Genomic DNA, 16,970 nt, shown 5'->3' on the forward strand with positions numbered 1-16,970 from the left:
ACTTCCTGTCGCCTCACCGTGTTGCCTTCCCGTCCAGAACGGTCGCGGTCCCCCGCAGGAACGTGGCGACCACCCGGCCGGGGAGCTCCCGGCCGGCATAGGGGCTGTTGCGGCTGCGGCTGGCCAGCGCGGCCGGGTCGACGGCGGCCCGGTGCGTGGGGTCGAGCAGCAGCAGGTTCGCGGGCTCGCCGACGGCAAGCGGCCGCCCGTGCGCGCCGAGGCGGCCGATGGCCGCCGGGCGGACCGACATCCGGTCGGCCACACCACGCCAGTCGAGCAGGCCGGGCTCGACCATGGTCTCCAGGACGACGGACAGCGCCTGCTCCAGGCCCAGCATCCCGGGCCGGGCGGCGGCCCACTCGCTCTCCTTGTCCTCCACCGCGTGCGGGGCGTGGTCGGTGCCGACCGCGTCGATCGTCCCGTCGGCCAGGCCCTCGCGCAGGGCCTGCACGTCGGCCTCGGTGCGCAGCGGCGGGTTCACCTTGAAGACCGGGTCGTAGGTCTCGGCGCACTCGTCGGTGAGCAGCAGGTGGTGCGGGGTGACCTCGGCGGTCACCTGCACGCCGCGGCTCTTGGCCCAGCGGAGGATGTCCACCGAGCCGGCCGTCGAGACGTGGCAGACGTGCAGCCGGGCGCCGACGTGGCCGGCGAGCAGCACGTCACGGGCGATGACCGCCTCCTCCGCGGCGGCCGGCCAGCCGCCGAGACCGAGCCGGGCGGAGCGCTCGCCCTCGTTCATCTGCGCGCCGACGGTGAGCCGCGGCTCCTCGGCGTGCTGGGCGACGACGCCGTCGAAGGCCTTCACGTACTCCAGCGCGCGGCGCATCAGCGCCGGGTCGGCGACGCAGTGCCCGTCGTCGGAGAAGACCCGCACCCGCGCCGCTGAGTCGGCCATCGCGCCGAGTTCGGCCAGCCGCTCGCCGCGCAGCCCAACGGTCACCGCCCCCACCGGGACGACGTCGACCAGGCCGGCCTCCTGGCCGAGCCGCCACACCTGCTCGACCACGCCGGCGGTGTCGGCCACCGGGTCGGTGTTGGCCATCGCGTGCACCGCGGTGAAGCCGCCCAGCGCCGCGGCGCGGCTGCCGGTCTCGACGGTCTCGGCGTCCTCCCGGCCGGGCTCGCGCAGGTGGGTGTGCAGGTCGACCAGGCCGGGCAGGGCGACCAGCCCGGTCGCGTCGACCACGTCCGCGCCCGGGGAGGACAGCCGGTCGCCGATCGCGGTGATCCGGCCGTCGGTGAGCAGCAGGTCGGCGGCGTCCTCGCCGTACGGGCGGGCGCCCTTGATGATCACGCTCATGAGGGACTCCCTCCCAAGAGCAGGTAGAGGACGGCCATGCGCACGGTGACGCCGTTGCCGACCTGGTCGACGATCGTGGAGCGGACGGAGTCGGCGACCTCGGCGGCGATCTCCATGCCGCGGTTCATCGGGCCGGGATGCATGACGATCGCGTCGTCGGGCAGCGCGGCCATCCGGCGGGCGTCCAGCCCGTAGCGCCGGCTGTACTCGCGGGCGCTCGGGAAGAACGAGGCGTTCATCCGCTCCGCCTGCACCCGCAGCATCATCACGACGTCGGCCTTGGGCAGGGCGGCGTCCAGGTCGTAGCCGACCGTCACCGGCCAGCTGCCGACCCCCACCGGCAGCAGCGTCGGCGGCGCGACCACGGTGACCTCGGCGCCGAGGGTGTGCAGCAGCCAGACGTTGGAGCGGGCGACCCGGCTGTGCAGCACGTCGCCGACCAGCACGACCCGGACGCCGTCGAGCCGGCCGAGCCGCTGGCGGATCGTGTAGGCGTCCAGCAGCGCCTGGGTGGGGTGCTCGTGGGTGCCGTCGCCGGCGTTGACCACGCTGCCCTTCACCCACTGCGCCAGCCGGTGCGGGGCGCCGGAGGCCGGGTGCCGGACGACGATCGCGTCGGAGCCCATCGCCTCCAGGGTGAGCGCGGTGTCCTTGAGGCTCTCGCCCTTGGAGACGCTGCTGCCCTTGGCGGAGAAGTTGATGACGTCGGCGGACAGCCGCTTGGCCGCCAGCTCGAAGGAGATGCGGGTCCGGGTGGAGTCCTCGAAGAAGAGGTTCACCACCGTGCGGCCGCGCAGCGTGGGCAGCTTCTTGACCTCGCGGCCGGCCAGCGCCGCCTCGATCTGCGCGGCGGTGTCGAGGACCAGGGTGGCGTCGGCCCGGTCGAGGTCACCGGCCTCCAGAAGGTGCTTCCTCACGATGCCGACCGTTCGGCTCCGCGGTCGCTCCGCTCCTCGCTCGCAGAGCTCGCCGCGATGCTCACTCCCTGTCGCCTCACCGGTCACCACCGTTCAGGACCCGCACCTCGTCCACGCCGTCCACCTCGGCCAGCTTCACCCGGACCTGCTGCGCCCGCGACGTGGGCACGTTCTTGCCCACGTAGTCGGCGCGGATGGGCAGCTCCCGGTGGCCGCGGTCGACCAGCACGGCGAGCTGGACCGCGCGCGGGCGGCCGAGGTCGCGCAGCGCGTCGAGGGCGGCGCGCACCGAGCGCCCGGAGAAGAGGACGTCGTCGATCAGGACGACCAACCGCCCGTCGATCCCCGCCGCGGGCAGCCGGGTCTCCTCCAGCGCCCGCACCCCGCGGGTGCGCAGGTCGTCGCGGTAGAGGGTGATGTCGACGGTGCCGACGTCAACCGCGGTGCCGGTGAACGCCTCGATGCGGGCGGCCAGCCGGCGGGCCAGCGGGGCGCCGCGGGTGGGGATGCCCACCAGGACCAGGTCGGCCAGACCGCCGTCGGCGGCGCCGTCCGGAGCGGAGCTGGCTGCCCGCTCGATCAGCTGGTGGGCCACCCGGTCGACCACCCGGGCGACGTCGTCGCCGGTCAGCAACGGGGGTGGGGCGGACAGATCAGAGAACAGCTCAGATGACATGGTCATCAGGCCTCCTTCCCCGCCTCACTGGACGGGTCGTTAAAGGAGCCCTCCGTAACCGACACGCGCGCCGGCCTGGAGGCGGGACCGTGGACGACGGTACTGCACCCCCGGATGTGACCCTCGCCGCGTCCGTTGCGCGCAGAAGTTCCGGAACGGAGCCGCTGGACTGTCGCATGCCTGGCCCGGTCGGTACTCTGCGTCACGAACGCCGCCGCCTTCCAACGACAGTCAGTGAGCAGAGCCGATGAGCACCGACTACTCCCGGGCGCTGGGCGCCCGCCTCCGGGCGATCCGCAACCAGCAGGGTCTGTCGCTGCAGGGCGTGGAGGACAAGTCCCACGGCCGCTGGAAGGCCGTGGTCGTGGGGTCGTACGAGCGCGGTGACCGGGCGGTCACCGTCCAGCGACTCTCCGAGCTCGCCGTGTTCTACGGCGTGCCGGTGTCCGAGCTGCTGCCCGACCCGCGGCCCAGTTCGGCGGTCACCAAGAGCACCAAGATCGTGCTGAACCTGGAGTCGCTGGGCTCGCTGCCGGCCGACGAGGCCGGCCCGCTGGCCCGCTACGCGTCGACCATCCAGGCGCAGCGGCACGACTACAACGGCAAGGTCCTCTCCATCCGCGCGGAGGATCTGAAGTCGCTGGCGATCATCTACGACATGAGCCCCGACGAGCTCACCACCCGGCTGATCGAGTGGGGTGTCCTGTCCCCCGGCGCCGACGGCATCGGCTACGCCACCGAGGACGTCGGCGACGACAACGGCTGGGACCGCCGCCGCGCCCCGCGGTGACATCGCGGTCCTACCGGACCGCACCGCGACCAGGAGCCGTTCCCCGGCCTGGCTCGAGCTGTTCCGCGCGGCGCACCCGAGCCGGAGAACGCCGAGGGCCCACCCTGCCGAGCAGGGTGGGCCCTTCGCGTACGGCCTCCCTGCGGGTCCGGCGCCGAGCGTAGGGGCAGAGGGGTCCCTCAGGTCGGGATCTCCGAGGCGACGATCGCGCCGAGGACGCCGTTGACGTAGGCCGGCGAGTCGTCGGTGGACAGCTTCTTCGCCAGCTCCACCGCCTCGTCGATCGCCACGGCGTCCGGGACGTCGTCCACCCACAGCAGCTCGTAGACCGCCATCCGCAGGATGGCCCGGTCGACGTCGGGCAGCCGGTCGAGCGACCAGCCTCGGGTGTGCTGCTCGATCAGCTCGTCGATCCGCGGCTGCTGCTCGACCACGCCCTCCACCAGCCGGACGGCGTGCTCCGGAACCGGCGGGTCACCGTCGGCGACCCGGTCACGGAGCACCGCGAGCGGGTCGCTGCGGCGCAGGTCGGCCTCGTAGAGGACGTCGACCGCGCGCTTGCGCGCCTTGGAACGGGCGGCCATCGGTCAGGTCAGCTGACCCGGCCGAGGTACCGGCCGTCGCGGGTGTCGACCTTGAGCTTCTCGCCGGTGCTGATGAACAGCGGCACCTGGATCTGCGCGCCGGTCTCCAGGGTGGCGGGCTTCGTGCCACCGGTGGACCGGTCACCCTGCAGGCCCGGGTCGGTGTGCTCGACGACGAGCTCCATGGTCACCGGGAGCTCCACGTACAGCGGCGTCCCCTCGTGCACGGCGACGATGGCCTCGGTGTTCTCCAGCAGGTAGTCGGCACCGCCGCCGACCGTCTCGGCCGGGACGTGGATCTGGTCGTAGGTCTCCAGGTCCATGAAGACGAAGTCGGTGCCGTCGCGGTACAGGAAGCTCATGTTCCGCTTGTCGACGGTGGCCGTCTCGACCTTGGTGCCGGCGTTGAAGGTCTTGTCGACGACCTTCCCGGAGAGCACGTTCTTCAGCGTGGTGCGCACGAAGGCGCCGCCCTTGCCCGGCTTCACGTGCTGGAAGTCGGTGACGGTCCAGAGCTGGCCGTCCAGGTTGAGGACGATGCCGTTCTTGAGGTCGTTGGTGGTAGCCATCAGATGACCAGCAGTTCCTTGCTCGTGAGGGTCAACAACTCGGGCTCGTCGTCCGTGACCACCAGCGTGTCCTCGATCCGGACACCGCCGTGGCCGGGCAGGTAGACCCCCGGCTCCACGGTGACGGCCATGCCAGCGGCCAGGGTACCTGCGCCCAGGGCGGAGAGGCCCGGGGCCTCGTGGATCTCCAGCCCCACCCCGTGCCCGAGCCCGTGGGTGAAGTGCTCGCCGTGGCCGGCGGCCACGATGACGTCGCGGGCGGCGGCGTCCACCGCGGTGACGTCCGCGCCGACGGCGAGGGCGGCCCGGCCGGCCGCCTGCGCGGCGGCGACCAGCTCGTAGACCTCGCGCTGCCAGTCGGCGGCACCGCCGAGGACCAGGGTGCGGGTCATGTCCGAGTGGTACCCGTCGACGGTGGCGCCGAAGTCCAGCTTCAGGAGGTCGCCGTCGCGCAGCACGGTGGCGTCGGGCCGGTGGTGCGGGATCGCGGAGTTCGCGCCGGCGGCCACGATCGTCTCGAAGCTCGGCGCCTCCGCGCCCAGCGCCAGCATCCGGCCGTCGAGCTCGCGGGCGACCTGCAGCTCGGTGCGCCCGGACCGCAGCGCACCCTCGGCGGCCAGCTCGGCGAGCGCCCGGTCGGCGACCGTGCAGGCCCGGCGCAACGACTCGATCTCGCCGTCGTCCTTGACCGCCCGGAGGTCCTCCACCGCGCGCCGGACGCTGACCAGCTCGGCGACCGGGCCGCCGGTGGCCTCGTCGGCGAGCACCCGCTCCAGGGTGCGCAGCCCGTCGACGGTGACGTCGTGGGACTCGAAGCCGAGCCGGCCGGTGCCCAGGTGCGCCGCCCGCGCCGCCAGCGCGGACACCGTCGCCCGGTCGATCAGCAGCTCCAGGTCCGGCACCTGGGTGCCGGCCTGGGTCGTGTACCGGCCGTCGGTGCCGAGGACGTCGTCGCCGTCCGCGCGCAGCAGCAGCGCGGCGTTGGAGCCGGTGAACCCGGTCAGGTAGCGGACGTTGAGCAGGTTGGTGACGAGGACGGCGTCGAGCCCGCGCTCGGCGGCGACCGCCCGCAGCCGGTCCCGCCGCCCGGCCTCCCGGGTCACGACGTCCCCCGTTCGACTCCGCACTCGTTCCGCTCCTCGGTCGCTGGCGCTCCCTGCGATGCTCGCTCGCGCGTCGTCTTCACGACGCGCCCTTTCCGGCCAGGTACCGCAGCGCCAGCTCGTAGCCCTGGACCCCGAGCCCGGCGATCACCCCGTCGGCGACCCGGGACACGTAGGAGAAGTGACGGAACTCCTCCCGGGCATGGATGTTGGTCAGGTGCACCTCGACCAGCGGCCCGCGGAGGCCGGCCAGCGCGTCGTGCAGCACCACCGAGGTGTGCGACCAGCCGCCCGGGTTGATCACCACCGGGTCGCCGGCGTCGGCCGCGTCGAACACCCAGCGGAGCAGCTCGGCCTCGGAGTCGGTCTGCCGGACGACGACCTCCACGCCCAGCTCGGCCGCGGCGGTCTCGATCAGCCCGACGAGCTCGGCGTACGTCGTCGTCCCGTACTTCTCCGGCTCGCGCTTGCCCAGCCGGCCGAGGTTGGCGCCGTTGAGCACCTGGATCGTCATGCGGCTCCTCCGTTGACTGCGGCCCAGGCCGCGTCCAGCCACGGCTGGTCGGGGTCGGTCAGGATCCGTGGGTTGCCCAGCCCGTCGAGGACGACGAAGCGCAGCGAGGCCCCACGCGCCTTCTTGTCCACGCGCATCACCGCCTGCAGCCGCGACCAGTCGCCCCGGTAGGTGGTCGGCAGGCCGAGGGCGGCGACCAGCTGCCGGTGCCGGTCCACGTCGGCCCGGGAGAGCAGCCCCGCCTGCCCGGCGAGCTCGGCGGCGAACACCAGCCCGACGGCGACCGCCTCGCCGTGCCGCCAGCCGAAGTCCTCGACCCGCTCGATCGCGTGGGCCAGCGTGTGCCCGTAGTTGAGGAACTCGCGGCGGCCGGTGTCGTAGAGGTCCTCCCCTACCGCATCCGCCTTCACCTGTACGGCCCGGGCGATCAGCTCTGCGGTGTCGGCCTGGCCGGTGGGGTCGGCGTCGAGCAGCTCGAGGATCCGGCCGTCGGCGATGAACCCGCACTTGACCACCTCGGCCAGCCCCGCGCGGAACTCCGCCTCGGGCAGGCCGGCGAGCGCGTCGGTGTCCTCGAGGACGGCGACCGGCGGGTGGAACGCCCCGACCAGGTTCTTGCCGGCGGCGGTGTTGATCCCGGTCTTGCCGCCGACCGCGGCGTCGACCATGCCCAGCAGGCTGGTGGGGACCTGCACCACGCGCACCCCGCGCAGCCAGGTGGCGGCGAGGAAGCCGGCCAGGTCGGTGACCGCACCCCCGCCGACCCCGACGACCGCGTCGGAGCGGGTGAGCCCGAGCCGTCCGAACTCCTCCCAGGCGCCCGCGGCGACCTGGGCGGTCTTGGCGGCCTCGCCGTCGGGGACGACGACCGCCTCCGCGGCGACCCCCGCCTGCTGCAGGATCTCCACTGCCGCCCCGGCCGCCGCGGCCAGGGCCCGGCTGTGCACGACCGCGGCCCGCGCGGTCCCGGCCAGCACCACCCCCAGCTGCACCTGCGCACCGGGGCCGATGAGCACGTCGTAGGGCCGGTCCCCGGCCACGGTGATCCGCCGGGCGGTCACGGGGTGACCTCGCCGGCGGTGCGCAGGGCGCCCAGCACCTCGGCGACGACCTCTTCGACGGATCGTCCGCCGGTGGTCACGGTGACGGTGGCGACCTCGGCGTAGAGCGGGGCGCGGGTCTCCAGCATGGTGCGCAGCATCGCCCGCGGGTTCACGCCCAGGATCGGCCGGTCCCGGGAGAGGCCGACGCGCTTCGCGGCGGAGTGCAGGTCGACGTCGAGCCAGACGACCGTGGCACCACCGCGACCGGCGGCGACCAGCAGCTCCCGGGTCCCCGCGCTGGTGACGGCACCGCCACCGAGGGCCAGGACGCCGTCGTGCTCGACCAGCGCGGTGGCCACGGCGCGCTCCTCGAACGCCCGGAAGTGCGGCTCACCGTGCTGCACGAACAGGTCGGCGACCGTCGTCCCGGTCGTGGCCTCCACGTCGGCGTCGGTGTCGCGGAAGGTCAGGCCGAGGGCGGCGGCGACCGCCGTCCCCACCGAGGTCTTCCCCGCCGCCGGCGGACCGACGAGCACCAGTCGCGGCGTCACCGGGCGGTCGGGGTGGATCGGGGCGGGAAGGACAAGGCGTCGAGGTAGGACTGCACGTTGCGCCGGGTCTCGGGCACGGAGTCACCGCCGAACTTCTCCAGGACGGCGTCGGCGAGCACGAGGGCGACCATCGCCTCCATCACGACGCTGCCGCGCGGCACCGCGCAGGCGTCGCTGCGCTGGTTGATCGCGACGGCGGCCTCCCCGGTGGCGACGTCGACGGTGGCGAGCGCGCGCGGCACGGTGCTGATCGGCTTCATCGCCGCCCGCACCCGCAGCACCTCGCCGTTGGTCATGCCGCCCTCGATGCCGCCGGCGCGGTCGGTGCGCCGGTGCACGCTGTGCCGTCCGTCCGCGCTGTCGACCACGTCGATCTCGTCGTGGGCGACCGACCCGCGGCGCCGCGAGGTTTCCAGCCCGTCCCCGACCTCGACCGCCTTCACCGACTGCACGCCCATGAGCGCGCCGGCCAGCCGGGAGTCCAGCCGCCGGTCCCAGTGCACGTGGCTGCCCAGACCCGGCGGCAGGCCGTGGACGACGACCTCGATGACGCCGCCGAGCGTGTCACCGGACTTCCGGGCGTCGTCGACCTCGGCCACCATCAGCCCGCTGGTGTCCGGGTCGGCGCAGCGGACCGGGTCCTCGTCGATGCGCGGGTTGTCCTCGGGGCCGGGCAGCACGCCGTCGGGCACCGTGACCGGGCCGATCCCCACCACGTGGCTGACCACCCGGACACCAAGCACCTGGTGCAGGAACTGCTGCGCCACCGTGCCGAGGGCCACCCGGGCGGCGGTCTCCCGGGCGCTGGCCCGCTCCAGCACCGGCCGGACGTCGTCGAACCCGTACTTCTGCATGCCGGCGAGGTCGGCGTGACCGGGGCGGGGGCGGGTGAGCGGCGCGTTGCGCGCCTGCCCCTCCAGCACATCCGGCCCCACCGGGTCGGCGGCCATGACGGTCTGCCACTTCGGCCACTCGGTGTTGCCGATCTGGACGGCTATGGGCCCGCCCTGGGTCAGCCCGTGCCGGACGCCGCCGGTCAGGGTGACGACGTCCTCCTCGAAGCTCATCCGCGCGCTGCGGCCGTGGCCGAGGCGACGGCGGGCGAGCTGGGCGTCGAGGTCGGAGCTCTGCACCCGCACGCCGGCGGGCAGTCCCTCGAGGATGGCGGTGAGCTGCTGGCCGTGCGACTCACCGGCGGTCAGCCAGCGCAACATGCGAGGGATTCTGCCAGTCGCCTCCGCCGGAGCCCCGGCCGGTCAGGCGGTCGGCAGTGGCCCGGCGAGCGCGAGCGCGGTGTACGCGCCGAGGAGCAGGGCCGGCCCGAAGGCGACCGCGGTCCGCCAGCCGGCCCGGCCGGCGGCCATGAGGACCAGGGAGCCCAGCGCCCCGGCCACGAACCCGGCCAGCACCCCGACGACGAGCACGCCCCAGCCGGCCCAGCCCAGCAGCAGGCCGAGCAGCCCGAGCAGCTTCACGTCGCCGCGCCCGAGCCCGCCCGGCGCGACCAGCCGCGCGCCGGTGGCGAGCGCCAGCACGGCCGCCGCGGCGGCCGCGGCCCGGCCCGCCGCCGCCCACTCCCCGGTGACCAGGGCGTCGGCGAGCAGCGCTCCCGCGCCGACGGCGGCCGCGGGGAACGTGACCCGGTCGGGCAGCCGGTGGCAGATCAGGTCCACCCCGGCCAGCACCACCGCCGCACCGCCGAACCAGGCCAGCGCGACGGTCGCCGGACGCAGGCCGGTGAGCGCGGGCGCCGCGGCGAGGGCACCGGCCGCGACAGCAGCCGTGAGCAGCACCCGGCGGCGGGTGGGCCGGGCCGCGGGGTCCCGCTCGGCGAGGCGAACGGTCGCGGCCGCCAGACACGGGCCGAGCAGCAGGCCCACCAGGGCGCCGCCCAGGATCAGCACGGTCGGGTCAGGCGTCGAGCGCGGCGCGCATGGCCCCGATCGGCGCCGGCAAGCCGGTCATCAGCTCCACCTGGGCGGTGGCCTGCCAGAACAGCACCTCGAGGCCGCTGATCACCGTGCCGCCGGACTGCTCCACCCGCTGCGCCAGCGGCGTAGGCCAGCCCGCGTACAGCACGTCGAGCACCGTCTGGCCGCGCCACCAGGCGAGGTCGGCCACGGCCGGCTGGCCCGCCACCGGCACGGTGCTGACCACCACCGGAGCGGTCAGCGTGCCGGTCCGGTCCAGTCGCTGCACGTCGGCGGACACACCGAGGGTGCCCAGCACCCGCAGCAGGTCGGCGGCCCGGGCCGGCTCGCGGACGACGACGTCGACCTGCCGGGCGCCCAGCGAGGCCAGCGCGACCGCGGCGGCGGCGGCCGTTCCGCCGGCGCCGAGGACGGCCGCGTGCTCGATGGCGTCCACCCCGGCCAGCCGCAGCGCCAGCCCGACCCCGGTCACGTCGGTGTTCTCCGCCCGCCACCCGGCCGGCGTGCGCACCAGCGTGTTGGCCGCGTGCAGCAGCCGCGGCAGCTGGTCGACCTCGTCGGCCGCGTCGACCGCGGCCTGCTTGCACGGCATCGTCACCGAGAAGCCGCGCCACTCCGGGCCGAGGCCGGCCAGCAGCACCGGCAGGTCCTCGGCGCCGATGTCGAGGGCGTCGTAGGTCCAGTCGGTGAGCCCCAGGGCCGCGTACGCCGCGCGGTGCAGCAGCGGCGACAGCGAATGGGCGACCGGCCGGCCGAGGACGGCTGCCCTCATGGCCGGACCGGCCCGCTCGGTGGACGGTGCGTCAATTACCCGGGTTCTCCTGCAGCCACTGCTGGAACAGCAGGACGTTGCGCCCGTGCTCCTCGGCGGTGGCGGCGAAGCGCGTGTCCCCGGTGTCGGGGTCGACGACCACGAAGAACAGCCAGTCGCCCGGTGCGGGGTTCATGGTCGCGGCGACCGCGTCCCGGCCCGGGTTGCTGATGGCGCCCGGGGGCAGGCCCTCGTGGGCGTAGGTGTTGTACGGCGAGGGGTTGGCGCGGTCCTCGGCGGTGGTGGTGATCCCGCCCTTGCCGTTCGCGTAGTTCACCGTCGAGTCCATCTGCAGGCGCATGCCCTGGGCGATCCGGTTGTTGAGGACCTGGGCCACCTTGGCCATGTCCTCGACCGAGCTGGCCTCGGCCTGCACGATGCTGGCCTCGGTGATCACCGACAGCCGCCGCTCCACGGGCACCTGCAGCTCGTCGAGCATCGCGACGGTGCCGGAGACCATCTCCGTGAGCACGGAGACCGGCGTGTCGTCCGGGTCGACCTCGTAGGTGGCCGGGAAGAGGAAGCCCTCCAGCAGACCGTTGGCGTAGGGCGGCAGGCCCAGCGCGGCCGGGTCGGCCGCGGCGGCCTGCCACTCCTCCAGCGGGACGTCGGACCCGTCGGCCAGCCGCTGCAGCGTCTGGGCGACCGTCTGCCCCTCCGGGATGGTGACCCGGGTGACCATCTTGGTGTCCGGGTGCAGCAGCAGGTCCAGCGCCGCCTGGCCGGACATCTGCAGTCGCATGTTGTAGACGCCCGGCTGGAGCCCGGTCGCCGAGGCGTTGGCCTCGGCGGCGTCCAGGAACGGCTCGGCGGAGGCGATCACGTCGGCCTCGACGAGCGTGCCGGCCACGGTGCGCAGCGAGTCGCCGTCGTTGACCCGGATCTCCACCTGACCGGTGCCCGCGCCGGAGTAGTCCTCGGCCATCGGGTTGATGGTCTGCCACAGCACCTTGCCGCCGAAGAGCGCCCCCAGCACGACGCCGGCGAGCACGAGCAGGGACAGCAGCACGGTGAGCGGGCGCCGCTTGCGCCGCCGGCCACCGCCGCCGCCACCGCTGCGCCCGCGGCGGCCACGGCCACCACCGCCGCCGCCGTGGTCGGTCGGGGGCTCATCGGGAGCGCCCTCGTCGACGATCATCTCGAGCCCACCGGTCTCGTCGAAGACCCGGTGCTCACCGGTCCGGGGGCGGTCCTCGTCGTAGAACCGCTCGCCGTCCGGCTCCGGGGCGTGGTGGCGCTGCTCGGCGGCGCGCCGGGACGGCGTCCCGGGCAGCGCGACGCGGGGGTCGGTGGGCAGGTGACCGCCGTCGACGGCGGGGTGCACCTCGGTCGCGAGGTCGTCGGCGGACTCAGCGCGCCACGGGCCGGCTCCGGTGAGCCCGCCCAGGCTGCCGGCAGCCCACTCCGGGTCGGCGGGCCGACGCGCGCCGGAGCCGGCGGCAGGCCGGGGCCGGGAGGCGTCGTCGGGGAGGCGCGGCACAGGAGCACTCTGCCGGGTCGTCGGCCTGCCGTCGAGCGCGGGCAGCACAGGCCGGGCCGCGGACATCTCCGTCGTGCGCGGGGCGGTGACGAGCTGTGCGGCACCGGCGGCGCCTCGGTCATCGCCGCCCCACGGCCAGCCGGCCGGGGTGGCGGCCGCGGCGGCCGGGCCGCGGAGCACCCGCGGAGGCGCGGCGCGCTCGTCGTCCCGGCGGGGAGTCGGCAGGCCCGGACGCTCGGCCAGGCCGATCCCGCCGGCCGGCCGGGCCGGCGTCATGGCGGCATCGGTGTCCGGCGCGCGACGACGGCCGCGCCGGACGGCGGTGTCGGACATCGGGTCGGCGTCGGTCCAGGCCGCGAGCAGCTCGGATGCAGGACGCCCGGCGCCGGTGTCGGCGTCGGGCTGGGAGTGGCGGCCGCGGGGGTGCGGCGAGGACGGGTCCGTCACGAGTGGCGCCCCTCGGAGTCGGGGCCAGCAGCAGGACGTGCGTCGAGATGGCTCTGCAGGATGACCACGGCGGCAGCCTGATCGATCACCGAACGCTGCCGGCGAGCATCGATGCCCCCGGCGCGGAGGTGGCTCGCTGCGGTCACGGTGGAGAGCCTTTCGTCAACGAGATGCACCGGGACGTCCCCGATGCGGCTGGCCAGGGCCCGAGCGTATGCACTGGCATCTCTTGCCGAGGATCCTGACGCGCCGGACAGATGCATAGGCAAACCCACAACCACCTCGACCACATCGTGTGTCACAACTAGCCCAGCCAGCCGGTCCAGGTCGCTCTTGTCCTTCGCGCGACGGACCGTCTCCAGCGGACTGGCGAGGGTGCCGGTGGCATCGGAGAGCGCCACGCCGACCCGCACCTTGCCGACGTCGACGCCCATCCGGCGTCCGGGCTTCCAGCGGGCCTGCCCCTCGTCAGTGGCCACGCCCGGCGCCGTCCTCACCGTCCTCCGCCCCGGACGGGCGGGCGGCGCGGCCGGGCACCCGCGGCGGGTAGGCGCGGAGGTCCAGCACCCCCGTCTCGTCCGGTGCCGGCTTCCGGCGCGGCGTCGCCGGCTCGTCGGCCGGCGCGACCGGCGGGAGCGGGAACGGGACCGGATCGGTGTCGTGCACGGGTGCCGGGTCGCGGGCGGCGTCGTCGGCCGGCGCCGGCGCGGGCACCGGGGGGCGTCCGGACTGGGTGACCGGCTCCTCCACCGGCCCGCTGCCGGGTCCGCCGGACGGGGTGCTCACGAGCCCGCCGCCCCGATCGCCTGCTCCGCGGCGGCCAGCGCCGCCGGGATCCCCGCCGGGTCGGTGCCCCCGCCCTGCGCCACGTCCGGCTTGCCGCCGCCCCGGCCACCGACCGGCCCGGCCGCGGCCTTGAGCAGGTCGTTGGCCGACAGGCCGCGCTGCTGCGCCGCCGGGGTGATCGCGGCGATCAGCGCGACCTTGCCGTCGGCGGCCGAGGCCAGGACGACGGCCGCCGGCTGCTCGCCGAGGCGCACTCGCACGTCCAGCGCCAGGCTGCGCAGGTCTCCCCCGGTCAGCCCGGCCGGCGACCCGGTGACCACGGCGACCCCCCCGACGTCCCTCGCCGCGGCGGCCAGCTCGCCGGCCGCGGCCACGGTCTGCTGCGCCCGGAGGTCGGCCAGCTCCCTGTCCGCGTCGCGCAGCCGGGTCAGCATGCCGCCGACCCGCTCGACCAGCCCGTCCTGCGGCGTCTTGAGCAGGTCGGCGAGCTGGCGGACCAGGTCGCGCTCCCGGGCGAGGTAGCGGAAGCCCTCGAGGCCGACCGCCGCCTCGACCCGGCGCGCGCCCGAGCCGACCGAGCTCTCGCCGGTCAGCGCGAGGGTGCCGATCTGGGCGCTGCCGCGCACGTGGGTGCCACCGCACAGCTCCCGGGACCACTCGCCGCCGATCTCCACGACGCGCACCTGCTCGCCGTAGGTCTCGCCGAACAGCGCCAGGGCGCCGAACTCCCGCGCCTCGGGCAGCGTCATGTACAGCGCGCGGACCCCGTGGTCGGCGCGCACCGCGGCGTTGGCGACGTCCTCGACGTCGATCCGCTGCCGCGGGGTGAGGGCGCCCTGCCAGGCGAAGTCCAGCCGCAGGTAGCCCGGCCGGTTGTAGGAGCCCGACTGCAGGGCCTGCGGTCCGAGCACCTGGCGCAGCGCGGCGTGCAGCACGTGGGTGCCGGAGTGGGCCTGGCACGCCGAGAGCCGCCACTCCCGGTCGACCTCCGCGGTCAGCTCGACGCCGGGCCGCAGCTCGCCCTCGAGCACGCGCACCTGGTGGGCGACCAGGCCCTTCACCGGGCGCTGGACGTCGATGACCTCGGCGCGGCCGCCGTCCCAGGTCAGCTCCCCCGCGTCGGCGACCTGACCGCCGGACTCGGCGTAGAAGGGGGTGCGGTCGAGCACCACCCGGCTGATCGTGCCGGGGCCGACGACCTGGTCGTCCTCGCGGTCGGACTCGTCGACGACCCCGAGCACCCGGGAGTCGGTGCGCAGGGTCTCGTAGGCGCGCCAGTCGGTGGGGCCGTACTCGGCGAGCAGCCGGCGGTAGGCGAGGACGTCGACCGACCCGGTGCGCTTGGCCCGCGCGTCGGCCCGGGCGCGGTCCCGTTGCTCCTTCATGAGGGCGCGGAAGCCCTCCTCGTCGACGGCCACGCCCTGCTCGGCGGCCATCTCGAGGGTGACATCGATCGGGAAACCGTAGGTGTCGTGCAGCGAGAACGCCTGCGCGCCGGACAGCGCCGCCGTCCCGGTCTGCTTGGCCTGGGACACCGCGGTGTCGAACAGCGCCGTCCCCGCGGTGAGGGTGCGCCGGAACGCCTCCTCCTCGGCGTAGGCGATGCCGGCGATCCGCGCGAAGTCGGTGGCGAGCTCGGGGTAGCTGGCGCTCATCGCGTCCCGGCTGACCGGCAGCAGCTCGGGCAGCGTTGCCTCGTCGACGCCCAGCAGCTTCATCGAGCGGACCGCGCGGCGCAGCAGCCGGCGGAGGATGTAGCCACGCCCCTCGTTGCCGGGGGTGACGCCGTCGCCGATGAGCATCAGCCCGCTGCGGACGTGGTCGGCCACCACCCGCAGCCGGACGTCGGTGTCGTGGTCGCGGCCGTAGGCGACCTCGGCGAGGTCGGCGGCCCGGCGCAGCACCGGGGCGACCTCGTCGATCTCGTACATGTTGTCGACGCCCTGCAGCAGGTAGGCCACCCGCTCCAGGCCCATGCCCGTGTCGATGTTCTTCTTCGGCAGCTCACCGAGGATCGGGAAGTCCTTGCCCTCCCCCGGCCCCCGCTCGTACTGCATGAAGACGAGGTTCCAGATCTCCAGGAACCGGTCACCGGCGCGGTCGACGGCCGGGCCGCCGTCCGGCCCGAACTGCGTGCCGCGGTCGACGTAGATCTCCGAGCAGGGGCCGGCCGGGCCGGGCGCGCCGGTCGACCAGTAGTTGTCCTCCATGCCCAGCCGCTGGATGCGGTCCTTGGGCAGGCCTGCGATGCGGTGCCAGGCGTCGGCGCCCTCGTCGTCGTCCAGGTAGACGGTGACCCAGATCTTCTCCGGGTCGAAGCCCAGTCCGCCGTCGGCGACCGATCCGGTCACCAGCTCCCAGGCGTACTGGATCGCCCCCTCCTTGAAGTAGTCACCGAAGGAGAAGTTGCCGTTCATCTGGAAGAACGTGCCGTGCCGGGTGGTCTTACCGACCTCCTCGATGTCGAGGGTGCGGACGCACTTCTGCACGCTGGTGGCCCGCGGGTACGGCGCGGGCTCCCGGCCGGTCAGGTACGGGATGAACGGCACCATGCCGGCGACGGTGAACAGCAGGGAGGGGTCCGGCGAGACCAGCGAGGCGCTGGGGACGACGGTGTGACCGCGCTGCTCGAAGTGCTCGAGGAAGCGGCGGCGGATCTCGGCGGTCTGCATGCGGTGGGTCTCGGTTCTCCAGCCAGCGGGTGCTGCCCGGCTCGGGCAGCGGGGGTGGGGGCTCAGCTGTCCGCGGCGTGGGCGCCGCGGCGGATGGGCAGGGCTGCCTGCGAGCGGTCGGGCAGCGGGGCGTCCAGGCCGGTGCCGGCGCGCAGCTCCGCCTCGCGCTCGGCCATCCCGGCGCGGACCTCGGCGCCGAAGTCGCCGATCGCGGCCGCCAGCTCGCGGAGCCCGTCGGCGAGGTTGGCGGCCATGCTCTGCGGGGTCAGCTTGTCCGCGGCCTGCGACAGCTTGCGCACCACCAGGGCGCCGATCGTGATGCCCATGGCGAGCCAGAACAGCCGGCGCATCAGGCGGCCCGCCGGCCGGCGCGCCGCGCCCGCCGCTCGTCCTTGGCCGCCCGCTCGGCGTCGGCCAGGGCCTGCCCCTCGCGCTTCTTCTTTGCGGCGCTGCGCACGCCGTAGCTGAAGGCGGCGACCTTGATCAGCGGGCTGCCGAGGGTGGCGGCGAAGACGCTGGTCAGCGCGGCCACGTTGCTCGACACGTTGGCGGCGTTGCCGGTGATGTCGTCGACCCGCTCGAGGTTGGCGTTGACGTGGGTGACCGTCGTCGACGCCTGGCTCAGGATCGGCTGGCTCTGCTCACGGACCTGGCGGATGGTGAGCGTGGCCTCGTCCAGCGTCCGCCCCAGCTTGAGCAGCGGCACCGCCAGGAAGAGGACCAGCAGCACCACGGCCACGGCTGCGATCAGCCCGGCCCACTCTCCTGCGGACACCCGTGCACTCCTCTGGTCGCC

At 74.7% G+C, this 16,970-nt stretch carries 19 protein-coding genes; 1 reads left to right on the top strand and 18 read right to left on the bottom strand.

Annotation, left to right across the window (positions count from 1 at the left end; all coding sequences use genetic code 11):
* Window positions 1-13: 13 nt before the first annotated feature.
* The 3 genes from HK417_RS04015 to pyrR all read right to left on the bottom strand — a co-directional run bounded on the left by HK417_RS04015 (window position 14) and on the right by pyrR (window position 2,899).
* On the bottom strand, window positions 14-1,300 hold the full coding sequence (locus HK417_RS04015) for a dihydroorotase (protein ID WP_222263565.1): 1,287 nt from the start codon (window positions 1,298-1,300) through the stop codon (window positions 14-16).
* Window positions 1,297-2,217: an aspartate carbamoyltransferase catalytic subunit gene (locus HK417_RS04020; RefSeq protein ID WP_308123356.1), complete on the bottom strand. Its 921-nt coding sequence runs from the start codon at window positions 2,215-2,217 to the stop codon at window positions 1,297-1,299. The genes HK417_RS04015 and HK417_RS04020 overlap by 4 nt, the downstream gene beginning before the upstream one ends.
* Before the next feature lie 76 nt (window positions 2,218-2,293).
* Entirely contained in the window at window positions 2,294-2,899 is a 606-nt protein-coding gene (gene pyrR, locus HK417_RS04025; RefSeq protein ID WP_222263568.1) for a bifunctional pyr operon transcriptional regulator/uracil phosphoribosyltransferase PyrR, read from the bottom strand.
* A gap of 241 nt (window positions 2,900-3,140) precedes the next feature.
* Between pyrR and bldD the strand changes: the two genes are divergently transcribed.
* Entirely contained in the window at window positions 3,141-3,683 is a 543-nt protein-coding gene (gene bldD, locus HK417_RS04030; RefSeq protein WP_222263571.1) for a transcriptional regulator BldD, read from the top strand.
* A 179-nt stretch (window positions 3,684-3,862) separates the two neighbouring features.
* Here the strand turns inward: bldD and nusB are convergent, their stop codons facing one another.
* The 15 genes from nusB to HK417_RS04105 all read right to left on the bottom strand — a co-directional run bounded on the left by nusB (window position 3,863) and on the right by HK417_RS04105 (window position 16,949).
* Window positions 3,863-4,267, bottom strand: coding sequence for a transcription antitermination factor NusB (nusB, locus tag HK417_RS04035; protein ID WP_222263574.1), 405 nt, complete (start codon window positions 4,265-4,267; stop codon window positions 3,863-3,865).
* An 8-nt stretch (window positions 4,268-4,275) separates the two neighbouring features.
* Entirely contained in the window at window positions 4,276-4,836 is a 561-nt protein-coding gene (gene efp / locus HK417_RS04040) for an elongation factor P (RefSeq protein ID WP_222263577.1), read from the bottom strand.
* Window positions 4,836-5,963 (bottom strand): M24 family metallopeptidase, encoded by a 1,128-nt coding sequence (locus HK417_RS04045; protein WP_308123357.1) that lies wholly within the window; start codon window positions 5,961-5,963, stop codon window positions 4,836-4,838. Before HK417_RS04045 ends, efp begins: the two co-directional genes overlap by 1 nt.
* 55 nt (window positions 5,964-6,018) lie before the next feature.
* Window positions 6,019-6,453 (bottom strand): type II 3-dehydroquinate dehydratase, encoded by a 435-nt coding sequence (gene aroQ, locus HK417_RS04050; RefSeq protein ID WP_222263580.1) that lies wholly within the window; start codon window positions 6,451-6,453, stop codon window positions 6,019-6,021.
* Window positions 6,450-7,514: a 3-dehydroquinate synthase gene (aroB, locus tag HK417_RS04055; RefSeq protein WP_222263583.1), complete on the bottom strand. Its 1,065-nt coding sequence runs from the start codon at window positions 7,512-7,514 to the stop codon at window positions 6,450-6,452. Before aroB ends, aroQ begins: the two co-directional genes overlap by 4 nt.
* Window positions 7,511-8,047: a shikimate kinase gene (locus HK417_RS04060; RefSeq protein ID WP_222263586.1), complete on the bottom strand. Its 537-nt coding sequence runs from the start codon at window positions 8,045-8,047 to the stop codon at window positions 7,511-7,513. The genes aroB and HK417_RS04060 overlap by 4 nt, the downstream gene beginning before the upstream one ends.
* Window positions 8,044-9,261, bottom strand: coding sequence for a chorismate synthase (gene aroC, locus HK417_RS04065; RefSeq protein WP_222263587.1), 1,218 nt, complete (start codon window positions 9,259-9,261; stop codon window positions 8,044-8,046). The genes HK417_RS04060 and aroC overlap by 4 nt, the downstream gene beginning before the upstream one ends.
* A 42-nt stretch (window positions 9,262-9,303) precedes the next feature.
* On the bottom strand, window positions 9,304-9,951 hold the full coding sequence (locus tag HK417_RS04070; RefSeq protein WP_222263591.1) for a prepilin peptidase: 648 nt from the start codon (window positions 9,949-9,951) through the stop codon (window positions 9,304-9,306).
* A 7-nt stretch (window positions 9,952-9,958) separates the two neighbouring features.
* A complete protein-coding gene (locus HK417_RS04075; RefSeq protein ID WP_222263594.1) occupies window positions 9,959-10,750 on the bottom strand; it encodes a shikimate dehydrogenase in 792 nt (263 codons plus the stop codon).
* Window positions 10,751-10,781: 31 nt separating this feature from the next.
* Window positions 10,782-12,716 (bottom strand): endolytic transglycosylase MltG, encoded by a 1,935-nt coding sequence (gene mltG / locus HK417_RS04080; protein WP_222263597.1) that lies wholly within the window; start codon window positions 12,714-12,716, stop codon window positions 10,782-10,784.
* A complete protein-coding gene (ruvX, locus tag HK417_RS04085) occupies window positions 12,713-13,195 on the bottom strand; it encodes a Holliday junction resolvase RuvX (protein ID WP_308123358.1) in 483 nt (160 codons plus the stop codon). Before ruvX ends, mltG begins: the two co-directional genes overlap by 4 nt.
* The gene (locus HK417_RS04090) at window positions 13,185-13,502 is read right to left on the bottom strand and encodes a hypothetical protein (protein ID WP_222263600.1); all 318 of its coding nucleotides are present in this window, start codon (window positions 13,500-13,502) and stop codon (window positions 13,185-13,187) included. The genes ruvX and HK417_RS04090 overlap by 11 nt, the downstream gene beginning before the upstream one ends.
* On the bottom strand, window positions 13,499-16,174 hold the full coding sequence (alaS, locus tag HK417_RS04095; RefSeq protein WP_222263603.1) for an alanine--tRNA ligase: 2,676 nt from the start codon (window positions 16,172-16,174) through the stop codon (window positions 13,499-13,501). Before alaS ends, HK417_RS04090 begins: the two co-directional genes overlap by 4 nt.
* A 62-nt stretch (window positions 16,175-16,236) precedes the next feature.
* Complete coding sequence (locus HK417_RS04100; protein ID WP_222263606.1) at window positions 16,237-16,524, bottom strand: hypothetical protein; 288 nt, start codon at window positions 16,522-16,524, stop codon at window positions 16,237-16,239.
* The gene (locus tag HK417_RS04105) at window positions 16,524-16,949 is read right to left on the bottom strand and encodes a DUF948 domain-containing protein (RefSeq protein ID WP_222263608.1); all 426 of its coding nucleotides are present in this window, start codon (window positions 16,947-16,949) and stop codon (window positions 16,524-16,526) included. The genes HK417_RS04100 and HK417_RS04105 overlap by 1 nt, the downstream gene beginning before the upstream one ends.
* Window positions 16,950-16,970: the final 21 nt, after the last annotated feature.

The sequence above is a fragment of the Modestobacter marinus genome (assembly GCF_019799945.1).
Taxonomy (GTDB): Bacteria; Actinomycetota; Actinomycetes; order Mycobacteriales; family Geodermatophilaceae; genus Modestobacter; species Modestobacter marinus_B.